We start from the raw sequence: 13,702 nt of genomic DNA, 5'->3' as shown, positions 1-13,702 counted from the left end.
TGTATCGGACGGGGGAAGCGGTTATAATAGAGACAGGTCATATTCTACAGAAAAAGGAGGAATTGTCTTTGCGTTTGGAGGAAACCCTGCGGACGCTGTGCGCAATGCCGGCGGTCAGTGGGTTTGAAATGCAGGCTGCGCAGGCTGTGGCGGCGTTGTTCCAACCATACTGTGATACGGTAGAAACAGACCGCAGCGGCAATGTGCTGGCTTATAGAAAATGCGGGAAAAAGCATGCAAAAACCGTTTTGCTGGATGCGCATCTGGATCAAATCGGCTTTGTAGTGACCGAAGTGCTGGAGGGCGGCTTTCTGCGGTTCGCTCCGGTCGGTGGCGTCGACCCGCGGATGCTGCTCGCGGGGGAGGTGACGGTCCTCGCGGACGAACCGCTGTACGGCGTGGTGGCCTGTATGCCGCCGCATTTGCTCAAGGCGGGTGAACAGGATAAGGCGGTGACGGTCGATCAAATGCTAATCGACACGGGCCTGACGGATGCGAAAGACCGGATCAGGATCGGTACGCCGATCGCATTCGCCCAGAAGCCGGTGCGGCTGCTCGGCGGGCAGCTTTGCAGCAAATGCCTGGACGACCGCGCGGGTGTAGCCGCAATCCTGCTGGCCGTGGAGAAGCTGAAAAAGGTGAAAAAGCTGGGCTGCAATATCGCGGTGCTGATCAGCACGCAGGAGGAGGTCACCGGACTCGGCGCGCAGACCGGCGCGTTTGCCGTACAGCCGGAATATGCGATCGCGGTGGATGTGACGCATGGCAAAACGCCGGACGGCCCCGCAGACGGTGTGTTTGAGCTGGGCAGCGGCGTGGCGGTCGGCATGGGCCCGAACCTGCACCGAGGGCTGACAAAGCGGCTGATCAAGGCGGCCAAGGCCAATGACATCGGCTATTCGCTTGAGGTGATGGAGGGCAACACCGGAACGAACGCCTGGACCATGCAGACCGTGGCGTGCGGGATTGCGACCGCGCTGCTCTCGATTCCGGAGAAATATATGCATACGCCGGTCGAAGTTGTGAAGCTGTCCGATGTAGAGGCGGCAGCTGATTTGATCGCCGCGTTTCTGCGTGAGTTTGATGGGGAGGCCGAGGAATGACCGAGCTGCTGAAAACGCTGTGCGCGCTGCCGGGGCCGTCCGGCTGTGAGGACGCTGTGCGCGCGTTCGTGCTGAAAAAGGCAAAGCCGTACGCGGACGCGCTGCGGACGGATGCGATCGGTAATGTGATGGTATTCCGCAAAGGGAGAAAAACCCTTGAACGTCCGGTTGTCGTGTGCGCGCACATGGACGAGGTCGGCGTGATCGTCAAAAAGATCACGGACGATGGTATGATTAAATTCGGCTTTGTCGGCGGGGTGGACCCGCGCGTCGTGATCGGGCGTCCGGTGCGCTTCGGGGAAGTGACAGGCGTCATCGGTATCAAGGCGGTGCATCTGACGACCGCTGCCGAGCGCCGGACCATGCCCAAGGCCAAGGATCTGTATATCGACATTGGTGCGTCCAGCCGCGCGGCGGCGGAGGAGCGGGTGTCGCTGGGGGACTATGGTGTGTTCGACTCCCCAGTGGTCGAGTTTGGCGATGGGCTGATCAAGGCAAAGGCGATCGATGACCGCGTGGGTTGCGCGGCCCTGCTCAAGCTGCTGGAGGAGCAGCCGCCTATCGATACCTGGTTCTGCTTTACCGTGCAGGAGGAGGTAGGACTGCGCGGCGCGGCAAGCATGGCCTATGCACTGGATCCGGACTTTGCGCTGGTGCTGGAAGGCACGACCGCCGCCGACTTGGCGGAGGTGACGGATGGGAAAGCGGTCTGCCATGTGCGCGGCGGCGTCGTGCTGCCGTTCATGGATGGCGCGACGATTTACGATGCGGGCCTGTTTGAGCTGCTGCGCGATGCGTGTGCAAAGCGCGGCATCGCCTGGCAGACCAAGACGCGTGTTTCCGGCGGGACGGATGCCGGACGCATTCACAAAAGCAAGGCAGGGGTGCGCGTCTGCGCGGCCGCCGCGCCGGTGCGGTATATCCATTCGCCGTCCTCTGTGGCGGCGGTATCGGACTGCGAGGCGGTGCTGGCCGCTGCGCGGGCATTTCTGGAAGACCTGAGAGGGGACGACGAATGAGCAAGGTTTTTGATTTATGGAATACGGTCGGCGGCGCGTTCGGCCCGTCAGGCCGCGAGGACGCGGTGCGCGAAGCCATCGCCGCCATCGCGGGGGAATATATTGACGATATCACCACGGATGCGCTCGGCAATCTGATCTGCCGCAAAAAAGGCGCGGGCAAAAAGCTGCTGTTTGCCGCGCATATGGATTCGATCGGTGTGGTGGCGACCTATATCGACGAAAAAGGATTTATCCGGTTTGCACAGGTCGGCGGGCTGTTCAAGGGCGACCTGATCAATATTCAGGTCCGGTTTGCGGGCGGCACGCGCGGCGTGATTTCCTATGAGGAAAAAACGCCGTTCAAGGATATTACACTGGACAACCTCTTCATTGATATTGGTGCGGCGGATCGGGCGGATGCAGAGAGACAGGTGCAGATCGGCGACTTCGCGGTGTTCGACGCGCCGCGCTTTGAACAGAACGGGGTGCTGTGCGGTCCGTACTTGGATAATCGCATCGGCTGCGTGACCCTGTTGCTCGTGATGGAGCGTCTGGCCCAGCAGGAAATCGAAAACGACCTGTATTTTGCGTTCACCGCGCAGGAGGAGGTCGGCCTGCGCGGCGCGGGCGCGGCGGCGTTCGCGGTGGAACCAGATATCGCCGTTGCAGTCGATGTGACGGACACAGGCGACCTGCCCGAGCGGAAAACGCCCATGGCGGTCGATATGGGCAGGGGACCGGCGGTCAAGGTCATGGACCGGTCGGTGATCTGCACGCCGGAGGTCTGCGCGGCGCTCGAACGGGCGGCCGCAGCCTGCGGTATCGACGTCCAGCGGGAGATACTGCAGTTCGGCGGCACGGACACGGCCGCGCTGCAAAAGACGCGTGCCGGCGTGCAGGCGGGCGCGGTATCCATCCCGACGCGGTATATCCACTCGCCGAGCGAGATGTGCGCGGTGTCCGACGTAGAGGCGGCTGCAAGACTGCTGGAAAAATTTGTGCTGCAGCAAAAATAAACGGCAATTCCGCCGTGTAAAAGGAACCGCAGGGGATCCGGCTGTATCGAGCCGGATCCCCTGCTTTTTCGCCCATCGTTCGGTTATTAGGCTGCGCTCTGCCCATAACCGGCAGGGCGGATCGGGTTTTCGACAGGAAACAGCAGCCCTCCATTCGGCAAATATTGTACAGGGTATGTGATAAGATAGACCCCGAACGGAGGTGGAGCATGGTCGTCTATCTGGATGTCCTGTTTGGGGTCAACGCACTGATGGATTATACGACGCTGCTCGCCGCGGCCAGGCTGGGCGGGGTATCCGTCAAACGGAGGCGGCTACTGGGGGCGGCAGCGGTAGGCGGCACCTATTCGGCTGCGGCGATGCTGTTCCCCGCACTGGCGCTGGCTCCGTTGCGGATTTTGTCCGGAATCGGCCTGTGCGCCGCGGCCTTTGCTGGACAGCGCGCTTTCGCGCGCCTGTGCGCGCTGTACTTTGTCGTCGCGGCCTCTTTTGCGGGGCTTGCGGCGGCGCTTGGCGCGGCGTCCGGCCGGCAGCTTTTGACAGGGGCGGGATACTATGCCGCTGTTCCGCTGCGCGTTCTGGTTTTAGCCGCCGCAGCCGGTTACGCGGTCAGCGGGATATTTCTGCGTGGAGATGCGCTGCATGGGCCGGTTCGGCGGGAGGTGGAGACGCTGCGGATCTGCTTTGGGGGAAAGGCGTGCGAGTTGCGCGTCCTGCATGATACCGGAAACGGGCTGTTTGAACCGGTTTCGGGAAAACCGGTGGTCGTGATGGATCGAGCGGCCGCTGTGGAACTGCTGGGAGAGGCAGGGCGGCCGCTACGGGATGGCACAATGGCTGCCTCGGAGGCGCTTGCCAGACTCCCGCCCAGGCTGGCAGGCCGGTTTGGGCTGCTGCCGTACCGCGCGGTGGGCACGGAGAGCGGCCTGCTGCTGTATTTCCGTCCAGACAGCGTGTACCGTGCAGATGGGAAACCGCTGGACTGCGTCTGTGCGGTTGGGCCGGATCAGATCGGACAGGGCGCGTATGACGGATTGATCGGTGTATGAAAGGGAGAGAAGCATGATATTCCAATGGATCATCAGAAAGCTGAAGAGCCTGTTTGCAAAGCAGCCGGTTTACTACATCGGCGGCAGCGAGGTGTTGCCCCCGCCGCTTTCTGCAGAGGAGGAGGCCGATGCGGTGGTGGCCTGCCAATCCGGAGACGAGCAGGCCAGAAATATGCTGATCGAACACAACCTGCGGCTTGTCGTGTTTTTGGCGCGCAAATTTGAATCCAGCGGCGTGGGGACGGAGGATCTGATCTCGATCGGGACAATCGGGCTGATCAAGGCGGTCAGCACCTACCGGAGCGATAAAAACGTCAAGCTGGCAACCTATGCGTCCCGCTGCATTGAGAATGAGATATTGATGTATCTCCGCAAAATCGCGGGCCGCCGGACAGAGGTTTCGTTTGATGAGCCGCTTTCCTCGGACTGGGATGGAAACGAGTTGCTGCTGTCGGATATTCTGGGTACCGAGCCGGACAGCGTGATGCGGCCGCTGGAGGACGATGTAGACCGCACGCTGCTGCTGCGCGCGCTGGAACGCCTGCCAGCGCGGGAGCGACAGATCATCTCCATGCGGTTTGGCATCAATATGCCGGAAGCCATGACGCAGAAGGAGGTCGCGGACCTGCTCGGCATTTCGCAGAGCTACATATCAAGACTGGAAAAACGGATTATCGCGCGGATGCGGAAAGACATTCTGAAATGGGTCTGATGCGGGTACTCGACTTCCCATTTATTCGAAATTGGACAATGCGTGGCGCATATAAATAAAAGCGGGAGGGTCGCCGCAGGGCGGCGTCTCAATATATACGGATGGGAGGCGGCATATGAATCTGAAAGTGCGGCTCAGGAACCCGATATTCTGGATACAGCTTCTGCTGGGAATATTCGCCACGGCGTTGGCCTATGCAGGGCTGACAGCCTCGGATATGACGACATGGGGCGCGGTATGGGAGGTGCTGAAAGGAGCGTTCACCAATCCCTACTGCCTGTTTCTGATGGCGTCCAATATTTGGGCGGCGCTCAACGACCCGACAACCGCGGGGATAACGGACAGCGCGCGGGCGAAAAGCTATGAAAAACCGTCATAGGGCGGTGGTAAAAAAGCAGGCGGTCGTTGGACCGCCTGCTTTTTCCTGTCAAAGTGGGGCAAAGCCGAAATAGCTGAGCAGGCCGTTGTAGATCCCCTGGGCAAAGCCGTAAGGGTCGTCGCGCAGCTTTTGGGCGTCCTCGGCGTTGCTGAGGTAGGCAAGCTCGACCAGGATCGCGGGCATGGAGGTGCGCCGCAGTACGAACAGGCTGGGATTCAGCCGGACGCCATTATCCTTGGTACCGACGCGCTCGACAATGCCGATCAGGACATGCTGTGCAAGCCAATAGGGCTGCGTATTTTGCTGAAAAACATAGACCTCCGTACCGTTGATGGCCGGATTGACGTTGGAATTGCAGTGGATGCTGATAAAATAATCGGCAGGCCAGCTGTTTGCCATGCGCACGCGCGCGGCAAGGCTGCTGGCATTACTGGTGCCAAGTATTTCGTCAGGGGAATTGCGGCTCAGGCGCACCTCGAAGCGAGGATCAGCGCGGAGCAGGTCGGCCAGATATACGCCAACGATAAAATTGACGTCCTGCTCGCGCAGGCCGTTGCCCTCCGCTCCGGTATTGGGGCCGCTGGGATTATGCCCCTGGTCTATAAAAATGCGAATAGCCAATTGATCACACTCCTTCGGTTCAGTTTATTCCGGTACAGTGGCCGCCGGTGCCGGAAAAGAAAGAATGCCGCCGGATTCCTTGACGGGGATCCGGTAAAAATGCTATGCTGTAGAGGGCAGGAAAGGTTTGGATAGCAGGGAGTCCGTTTTTTCATAAACAAAGGGATATTGCGGATCCGGAAGACAAAATTATGACCATACCCGCAGGAGCGGGATGAAGGAGCCTTACAAAATGATGACAGAACTTGATCAGAGCTATGTGGACCGCATCATACCGGAGCGGGCTGCGGAGGCGAACAAGAATGACTTTGGCCGCGTGCTGTGCGTCTGCGGCTGTGCGGGATATACCGGAGCGGCTTATTTTGCCGCGCAGGGAGCGGTGCGCATGGGAAGCGGCGTGGTGACGCTGGCGACACCGGAGCGCGCTTGGCCCGTGCTCGCGGTGAAGCTCAATGAACCGGTCGTCCGGCCGATGCCGTGCGGTGCGGATGGGATGCTGTCGCGCGAGGCGCTGCCGGCGTTGCTGTCGCTCGCGGAAAAGGCAGACGCGTTGCTGATCGGCTGCGGTCTGGGGCGGTCTTACGCGGTCGCGGAAATTGTCGTGACATTGATCGAAAATGCAAAATGTCAGATTGTTTTGGACGCGGATGGTATAAATGCGCTGACCGCGCATAAGGATATACTGCGGCAGGCGGCACAGCCGGTCATCCTTACGCCGCACGCGGGGGAATTCGCCCGTCTGTCCGGCCTGGAAAATCCGCAGCAGGGCGAGCTGACGCTGTTCGCCCGTAAGATGGGCTGCATACTGCTGTACAAGGGACACCGCACGCTGATCGCGGCGCCGGATGGCAGACTGTACCGGAACCATTCGGGGAATCCCGGCATGGCGAAAGGGGGCAGCGGGGATGTGCTTGCGGGTATGCTGGTCTCCCTGTGCGGACAAGGGCTGGATCCTGTGGACGCCGCCTGTGCGGCGGCTTGGCTGCATGGACGCGCCGGGGACATGGCGGCCAACGCGCGCTCTGAGTACGGCATGACGCCGGGCGATTTGCTGCACTTCCTGCCCGATTTGCTCAAACGGTATAATACGAGGGAGTGGTGATCTGAAACAAAGGCTATGTGCGGCCGCGCTGGCCCTGTGCCTGCTTTCCGGCTGCGGCGCGCCCGCGGCGGATGGGGAAAGTGTGCGCGAATATTTCAGCGCGCTGACGGGATTTGAGGCGCATATCAAAGTTTTATCCGATTTAGAGGATTCTGTGCTGGAATATGAGATGGATTATAATTATAATAGGTTCTTGAAAATTTAATATAAATAAAGTTGCGAAAATCCCTGTAAATGTTGCGTTTACAGGGATTTTTTCTATATAATTTGTGAGGATAAAATTGGGTGGATGGAAAAACAATAGACAAACAATACGACGTACAATAGACAAAACGATTAACAAAGAAGCTCGATCGCGCGGCGCAGTTCATCGATATCCTTATGTGTATATACGGCCTCGGTAACATCGGTGGAGGCGTGGCCGAGAATACGCTTGATAGAAATACGGTTTGCGCCTGCGTTGTCGAGCAGGGTTGCACAGGTATGGCGGCAATCGTGCGGCACATGATGGGGTATCCCGCAGCGCTCCAAAGCGGGGGAAAACATATATTCGGTAAAATGCGCATGAGTAACCGGCTTGTCGGGTGCATCCGGCCGACGGATCAGATATTTTTTCGAGGCGTCATAGCGCGCGGCAATAAGCGGCCGGATCCTGGTATTGATCGGAACGAGACGGTTCTTGCCGGCGGCGGTCTTGGACCCGCCGCGCATCGTCCACTCGGACAGGTCAACGTCTTTCGTCTGCATGCGCAGCAGCTCGCCGATGCGCCAGCCGGTATAAATCAAAATCAGGATCAGGTCTACGCCTGGAACATCGCCGACACGCTCCCAAAGCGCATTGATTTCCGAAGCGGTAAAGGGGCGGCGCGTGCTTTCCTCCGTATTTGGCCCAAGGGTGACAAATTTGCTGTAATCCTTGCCGACGATATCGTTTTCCATCGCGTATTTGTAAAGCTGGTTGAACAGGGTTTTGATTTTACTGCGTGAATGGTATCCCAGCTTGCACTTATCCAGGACGGACTGCATGTGGCTTTTGCGGAGATCAACAAATTTCACTCTGTACAGCGCCTTGCAGGCGGCGAAGGCGTTTTCATATCCGGAAACGCCGCTTGCCGATATCTTCGGGAATTTTTCGGAGGACCAGCGGGCATAAATCTGCTCAAAGGTGGCGGAATTGGGAACGGCATGCGGGTCGTTATGGTAAGAAGTCAGCGCCTTTAACGCTTCGGCCTGGGTTGCATAGGTGCCGAGGTGCTTGTAGCACTGCCGGCTGCGGCCGTTTTCATCCAGCTCCCAGCCGACGGTGATCCGCACGCCGTAAGGCTTGCGCCGCTTGCCGGACAGCTTATAGACGCAGCCGTAACCGTTGGGGTTGCGCATGGAAGATCAGCTCCTTTATGGCTGGTTGATGGCTTCGGCCAGCCCGCCTTTGCCGCGTGCTTTCGCTTCCAGAGCGGCGCGGGAGATACGGTATTCAGAGGACATGAGATAATCTCCTTGAAAGTGAGAAAGGCTCCGGGCGGTATCCAGAGCCTTTCTTCTGATGGCTTATACAATATAGCTGTTGAGCCGGAACATGGTCACGATAGACTGCTCCCTGGTATAGGTTTCCTGCGGGGAGAACAGATTGTTGCCTGTTCCATTCATGATCTTGTTTCCGCCGGTTTCGCAGGCGGATACAGCGGAAACCGCTTCCTGCGCCCAGGAGGAGATACTGCTATGATCAGTGAAGGTAAGCTGTGCGCTGTTGGGCTGAACGTCACTGTCAAGCTGCTGAGCCAGACGCCAAAGCATGACGGCCGCTTCCTCGCGCGTGATATCCGAGTCCGGCTCGAAACGGTTATTGCCCACGCCGTTGACCACGCCGAGCGCACTCATGGCCTCGACCTTTTCATCCGTGGTATCGCTGAAAGAGAGCGGGGAGGCGCCGGAGGCCGCAAGGATGGCGTCCAGTGTTTTTCCGGTTTTGGATTCCATCAGGGCGGCGGCAAGGTGGCAAAACTCCGCGCGTGTGATATTGGACTCGAAGCGGCTGTCCAGATCTTCCGGAATAAGCCCTTCCTGCCGCGCCGCGCTGACTTCCTCCTGCGCCCAGGAGGAGGGCTGCTCTTCCGGCTCGGTCACGACAGGATCGGAAGACGACGGGGCACACTGCGTTACATCCAGATAGAGTGTCTTTCCGTCCGCGCTGATCCTGTCATACTGGACGCGGCGGAAGCTGATCTCCGCACCGGACACGTTTCCGGTGAAAGCGCGGTCTGCTGTGGCGTCAAAGACGAGAGACTGGTTTTTATTTGCAATCGAACTGCTGAACCACACATAGTAATCACCAAAATCAAGCTTCAAAAGATATGTGCCGATTTCATAGCCGCTTCCAAAATCAGCCGTCCAACTGGTACCGCCAGACCAGGTTTCCCGAGCGGTAAACGAAATATTATCCGGAGTTTGCAGTTCATCCGCCACCGTGACATTGATGCGGCAGCCGGAATCATTTTGCGCGACGACGCCGCCAAAACGCTCCGGCCGCGACAGATCCCAATCGGCGACAAGCTCCCAGACCGGAATGGTGAGCTGATCGCCGACGGCAGCGCTGTCAACAAGAGGTGCGTAGCTTTCCGCAAATTCCCGATTGGAAACGTTCAGCATTTTTGCAGTGGTGGCGAGACCGTTTGCAGCGGCGTATTCCGGATCGCCGAGGGCGGTGAAAGAAACAAAGCCATCGGGCGTATCTCTGGTATCGGTGCGGTCGATATCGATAACCGCAAATTTGTAGGTGCTGCTGTCAATCAGTGTTTCGGTTTCCCGAAATCCGGTGACATGGGGCAGATACTCCTCATATGCGGCGCCGGCACAGGGGAGCAGGGACAGGCACAAGGCCGCTGCGGTAAAAGCTGCCAGAAGTTTTTGTTTGATTCGCATGGGGATACCTCCTTTTTATTTGAACCGTTTAAAACGGTTGCTTATGGGGTTGCGCATGGAAGATCAGCCCGTTTATGGCTGGCTTACGGCTTCGGCCAGCCCGCGCACCCAGCGGGGCGCGCCGTCAAAGCAGGCGATCACGCCGTTGCGGTATTCGGCGACGGCGGCAAAGCCGTTATCGTTATCGAAAAAGGTCGCCTCGTCGCAGTAGGGCAGGACGGAGGCGAGCGCGCGGACACGCCCCGCAAAGCGGCGGCGCACATCCCCGGCCGGAATATCATGGCCGCCCTTGCGGACACGGTTCGCAATACGGGCAAGGCTTTCCTCCGCGCTGTCCAGGCCGACATAATACATGCGGACGCGGTAGCCGCGGTCGCGCGCCTGCCGCGCGGTATGCGCCGTGAGCGCGCCGGAGAGCGTGGTCTCCTGCGTGAAGCAGACGCCGCGCGCAAGGCATTCGCGGATGCGGGCGACCGCGAGCCGGCCGGCGAGGATGTTATTACCGCCATTCGCGGCGGCGAGCTTATCTACGTCAATGATAACGCCGAGGTCGTCCATTTCCTGCCGAAGTACGCCGGTAAGGCTGGATTTGCCCGCGCCGTTGACGCCGGCAATAATGGTGTAGGTTTTCATGGGGTCAGCTCCTTTTAGGGGAAAGCCCCGCGGGAGGCGGGGCTAAGTGTGACTAATATGTTAATGCATGGCTTTCAAGAGAATATGCTGTGATTTTATTGTATCCGTCTTGAATTTTGTCATATAGGTCATTAAAAGTATCTTTATTGGAATTATAATATGCATCTTCCAAGTCCGCAAAATCAGAGAGCATAGTTGAAAGGATGTGATCTATTTCCTGTGCTTTGGAATAGTATGGGTTTTCTGTGTTAATATCAGTTAATTTGAAATCATGTGAAATGCCGACCAAACCGGAAGCAGCATCATAAAAACGACCTTGCAACTCCACATGACCAAGCCACATAGCTAAATAAGACATATTATAGCTTTGAATTACCGAAGCGGCATTAGATGCTTGCAGCAGGAAATATAGGTATTTTTCAGCGTATTTGGTGTCATTGATTTGCGCCCAATTTAATTCAGAATTATAAGAAACATCTGCTCCTAAGTTTTCGGCGACAGCACGGATTGGGACATAAGTAGTACCATCATATACAAAAGGATCTACAGTTTTGCTGTTAACATCAGTCATATTAACATACTCATTGTCAATTAGAACCTTGATACCATACTCGACATCAATAGACTTTCGGTAAGTGTTTGCCGCAAATGAGGTGGACAGGAATAGCGCGAACATCAGAATTACAGCGGGGATTCTCTGTTTCATGGGGATGCCCTCCTTTTATTTTCCGCCCGAGGGGCGGTGTTTTACTTACGCTTCTTTATCCAGGCGAGATTCAGAACATTTTTTATATTTGGGGTTGTCCTTTAAATCCGCGACATAGTCGCGGATTTTTTCTTTACCCTCGTCGTTGAAAGTGCGGTAGTCGTCGAGGAGCTGGTGCTCGTCGGGAGCGAGGGCGGGCGCTTTGGGAGCGGGAAAGCCGTAATTAGGATCGGTAATCTCATCGCGCCCGAGATAATCAGTTGATACACCGAAAAAACGTGCAAGTGTTTTTAGGGTCGACAATTTCATTTTGTCATACCCTTTTGCGTAAAATCCTGTAATCGTAGAATAGGGTATCCCCGAAAGTTCTGATAATTCTGCTCGGTTTTTTATACCTTTTTGCTTCATCAGGAAGTCAATTTTTTCAAGGATATTCAAGGTTTCACCTCCCTTTTATTTATACGATAGCATAAAAAAATGACGATTGCAATAAAAAATAGCGATGCAGGGTAAAAAAATATTGACAAATAACCCTATGTCGCTTATCATATAACCAGAATAACCCTGTGGGGTGATTCTGGCGGTCGAAAGACCGTACACCTATGTTACGGCCTCCCTAATGGTTATTTCAAATTCAATGTGCTAAAGGCAGATCAGTCTGTAAACTTTTTATCCAGTTCGCAGATAAGCGCCATTTTCTCCCCAAGAGTAAGGGAGGACTGATCTATCAGGTGCTTTATTGCCTGATAATCTTGTCCGGTTTCGTGTGACCGCTTGATTATATCTGATAATTCCTGCATTTTAGGGGTCTGCGGGAGAATCGGGTCATCGAAAAATGTCATAATGACCTCCTTTCTGGGAGGCCGAGACATAGGGTATCAACAATATTTTAACAAGAGGGTTTAGCAATGTACAGAGAAATCGAACACACAAGAAAGGAGAGGTTTTATTATGTACCCAAATTTAGAGCTTGAGATGTTCAGACAAAAAGTCACTACAAAGCAGCTTGCGGAAGCCTGCGGCATCAGCGAAAGCGGGATGCGCAACAAGATAAAAGGCAGAAATGAACCGAAATTACCGGAAATTAAGGCGATTTCAGAAAAGCTCGGCTGTCCGTGGGAATATCTTTTCGCCCGTGAGAACGAACAGGGGAAGGCGGTGTAAGGGGATGAAAATAAAAATCAAAATCAGCGGGGGTACCGCAGCGGAACAGCGGCTGGTGGTCGAAAGGCTGCATATAGACCTGGTTCAGATGCGGCGGTGGCAGAGGCTATGCGGGAAACCGAAAGCGGCGTACAAAATCAAAGCGACAGCCTGCCGAGGGGTCAAAACGGCAGGCTGGGAGGATTAGATTTCCACGCTTTCGGCGGCGTCGATGCCGTCATAGTCCACGGGATATTCTGAGGACGCGCTTTCGATTGCTGTTATGGCAATCGACGCAGGCATATCGTCCTCGGCTTCGAGCAGCATGAGGCGTACATACTGCATATCATCCTGCTTTAGCTGCTCTGCCAGATGGCACAGGTCGGAGACCTTAACAGTGATTTGATCCATGAGAAACACCTCCTTTCTGCTCCCATTGTAGCAGGGAGGGAAAGGAAAGACAAGAATTGAACATCACCCCTTGCGGCGGGGCGGCAGAGGTTTCGTTGGCGCCTTCCGGGGCGGAAACATATGGCGAGAATTTATTCAGCGGGTTGGTTACGCTGAACCTCCTCTTTTAAGGGTTGTGTTTCCGTATGCCGCCCCGCCGCAAGGGGTGATGAGAGAAAGGCGGTGTAAGTGTGAGCAACGAAAAAAGCCCCGCTGGGGGCGGGGCGATGGAACGAGCCTATTGCGCGCTGGAAATGGCGGCACTCGATCTGGACAGGAGAGCGCCGCTGTTTTCCCCTTTTGCAGAAATGCAGGAATGGAACGAGGCATACCGCAGGGAATTGATCACAGGGCTTATTTTGGCGCTCGACCTGTTTCGTCAAAACGGTGTATCGGTGGAGCAAACGGCTCGGTTGGAAAGGATTCGCCGTGCATATACATCTGCGTGATAACTGCCCGGCATTTTTGGCAATCGGTTGTGTTGCTGCATTCATCACACCCGTTGCAGAATGCGACCGGCTTACCGTCGGTAGCAATCGCTACGCGGGTGTAAACAGTCAGCTTCCGCCAGGGATGCTGCGGACAAATGACCAGATTTTTGTATTCTTTTACATCCATTGAAAAACACATCCTTTCTGCACCCATTGTAGCAGGGAGGGAAAGGAAAGACAAGGAAGGGGTGACAGCATGAAACCACTGAGAGACTATCTGTCCATGACACCGGCGCAGCTTCTGGCGGAGCCGGACGCGCCGGAAAGCCTGAAAATCAAGGCGCGGCTCGCGCTGGAGAACGGGCGGGAAAACGCAGGGATGGACAGGCAAGAGACAAGCCCGGCCGAGCATACCATCAAATGAGGAGGTGGCCGGA

At 56.3% G+C, this 13,702-nt stretch carries 18 protein-coding genes; 10 read left to right on the top strand and 8 right to left on the bottom strand.

Annotated elements, in window-relative coordinates:
* The first annotated feature begins 68 nt into the window (after positions 1–68).
* The 6 genes from RX717_RS09050 (at position 69) to RX717_RS09025 (ending at position 5,260) form a co-directional block, all read left to right on the top strand.
* A complete protein-coding gene (locus RX717_RS09050) occupies positions 69–1,103 on the top strand; it encodes a M42 family metallopeptidase (RefSeq protein WP_054327646.1) in 1,035 nt (344 codons plus the stop codon).
* Positions 1,100–2,122: a M42 family metallopeptidase gene (locus RX717_RS09045; protein ID WP_107632077.1), complete on the top strand. Its 1,023-nt coding sequence runs from the start codon at positions 1,100–1,102 to the stop codon at positions 2,120–2,122. Before RX717_RS09050 ends, RX717_RS09045 begins: the two co-directional genes overlap by 4 nt.
* Positions 2,119–3,120: a M42 family metallopeptidase gene (locus RX717_RS09040; protein WP_107632078.1), complete on the top strand. Its 1,002-nt coding sequence runs from the start codon at positions 2,119–2,121 to the stop codon at positions 3,118–3,120. Before RX717_RS09045 ends, RX717_RS09040 begins: the two co-directional genes overlap by 4 nt.
* Positions 3,121–3,329: 209 nt before the next feature.
* A complete protein-coding gene (locus tag RX717_RS09035; RefSeq protein ID WP_054327643.1) occupies positions 3,330–4,169 on the top strand; it encodes a sigma-E processing peptidase SpoIIGA in 840 nt (279 codons plus the stop codon).
* A 13-nt stretch (positions 4,170–4,182) separates the two neighbouring features.
* Positions 4,183–4,881: an RNA polymerase sporulation sigma factor SigE gene (sigE, locus tag RX717_RS09030; protein WP_107632079.1), complete on the top strand. Its 699-nt coding sequence runs from the start codon at positions 4,183–4,185 to the stop codon at positions 4,879–4,881.
* 115 nt (positions 4,882–4,996) lie between these two features.
* Positions 4,997–5,260, top strand: coding sequence for a phage holin family protein (locus RX717_RS09025; RefSeq protein WP_054327641.1), 264 nt, complete (start codon positions 4,997–4,999; stop codon positions 5,258–5,260).
* Between the two features lie 48 nt (positions 5,261–5,308).
* Here the strand turns inward: RX717_RS09025 and RX717_RS09020 are convergent, their stop codons facing one another.
* Complete coding sequence (locus RX717_RS09020; protein ID WP_107632080.1) at positions 5,309–5,881, bottom strand: N-acetylmuramoyl-L-alanine amidase family protein; 573 nt, start codon at positions 5,879–5,881, stop codon at positions 5,309–5,311.
* A gap of 232 nt (positions 5,882–6,113) precedes the next feature.
* On the opposite strand from RX717_RS09020, the gene RX717_RS09015 reads away from it, so the two are divergent.
* Positions 6,114–6,983: an NAD(P)H-hydrate dehydratase gene (locus RX717_RS09015; protein ID WP_159068217.1), complete on the top strand. Its 870-nt coding sequence runs from the start codon at positions 6,114–6,116 to the stop codon at positions 6,981–6,983.
* 336 nt (positions 6,984–7,319) lie between these two features.
* Here RX717_RS09015 and RX717_RS09010 read toward each other — a convergent pair whose 3' ends face one another.
* From RX717_RS09010 to RX717_RS08985, 6 genes are all read right to left on the bottom strand, one after another.
* A complete protein-coding gene (locus RX717_RS09010; RefSeq protein WP_316960254.1) occupies positions 7,320–8,363 on the bottom strand; it encodes a tyrosine-type recombinase/integrase in 1,044 nt (347 codons plus the stop codon).
* A gap of 168 nt (positions 8,364–8,531) precedes the next feature.
* Positions 8,532–9,902, bottom strand: coding sequence for an S-layer homology domain-containing protein (locus RX717_RS09005; RefSeq protein ID WP_316960253.1), 1,371 nt, complete (start codon positions 9,900–9,902; stop codon positions 8,532–8,534).
* 72 nt (positions 9,903–9,974) lie between these two features.
* Positions 9,975–10,535 carry a hypothetical protein gene (locus tag RX717_RS09000; RefSeq protein WP_316960252.1) on the bottom strand — a complete coding sequence of 187 codons (561 nt, stop codon included), beginning with the start codon at positions 10,533–10,535 and terminating at the stop codon, positions 9,975–9,977.
* A 52-nt stretch (positions 10,536–10,587) separates the two neighbouring features.
* On the bottom strand, positions 10,588–11,241 hold the full coding sequence (locus RX717_RS08995; RefSeq protein ID WP_316960251.1) for a stalk domain-containing protein: 654 nt from the start codon (positions 11,239–11,241) through the stop codon (positions 10,588–10,590).
* Between the two features lie 45 nt (positions 11,242–11,286).
* The gene (locus RX717_RS08990) at positions 11,287–11,679 is read right to left on the bottom strand and encodes a helix-turn-helix domain-containing protein (RefSeq protein ID WP_316960250.1); all 393 of its coding nucleotides are present in this window, start codon (positions 11,677–11,679) and stop codon (positions 11,287–11,289) included.
* A gap of 215 nt (positions 11,680–11,894) precedes the next feature.
* The gene (locus RX717_RS08985; RefSeq protein WP_316960249.1) at positions 11,895–12,083 is read right to left on the bottom strand and encodes a hypothetical protein; all 189 of its coding nucleotides are present in this window, start codon (positions 12,081–12,083) and stop codon (positions 11,895–11,897) included.
* Positions 12,084–12,192: 109 nt separating this feature from the next.
* Between RX717_RS08985 and RX717_RS08980 the strand changes: the two genes are divergently transcribed.
* Entirely contained in the window at positions 12,193–12,405 is a 213-nt protein-coding gene (locus RX717_RS08980; RefSeq protein ID WP_316960248.1) for a helix-turn-helix transcriptional regulator, read from the top strand.
* Between the two features lie 183 nt (positions 12,406–12,588).
* Here the strand turns inward: RX717_RS08980 and RX717_RS08975 are convergent, their stop codons facing one another.
* Positions 12,589–12,795, bottom strand: a complete 207-nt coding sequence (locus RX717_RS08975; RefSeq protein ID WP_316960247.1) for a hypothetical protein — start codon at positions 12,793–12,795, stop codon at positions 12,589–12,591.
* A gap of 230 nt (positions 12,796–13,025) precedes the next feature.
* Between RX717_RS08975 and RX717_RS08970 the strand changes: the two genes are divergently transcribed.
* The gene (locus RX717_RS08970) at positions 13,026–13,283 is read left to right on the top strand and encodes a hypothetical protein (protein WP_316960246.1); all 258 of its coding nucleotides are present in this window, start codon (positions 13,026–13,028) and stop codon (positions 13,281–13,283) included.
* Positions 13,284–13,521: 238 nt separating this feature from the next.
* The gene (locus RX717_RS08965; RefSeq protein ID WP_316960245.1) at positions 13,522–13,689 is read left to right on the top strand and encodes a hypothetical protein; all 168 of its coding nucleotides are present in this window, start codon (positions 13,522–13,524) and stop codon (positions 13,687–13,689) included.
* The last annotated feature ends 13 nt before the right edge of the window (positions 13,690–13,702 follow it).

The sequence above is a fragment of the Intestinibacillus sp. NTUH-41-i26 genome, assembly GCF_032769475.1.
Taxonomy (GTDB): Bacteria; Bacillota; Clostridia; order Oscillospirales; family Butyricicoccaceae; genus Agathobaculum; species Agathobaculum ammoniilyticum.
This window is presented reverse-complemented; position numbering and strand designations above follow the sequence as displayed.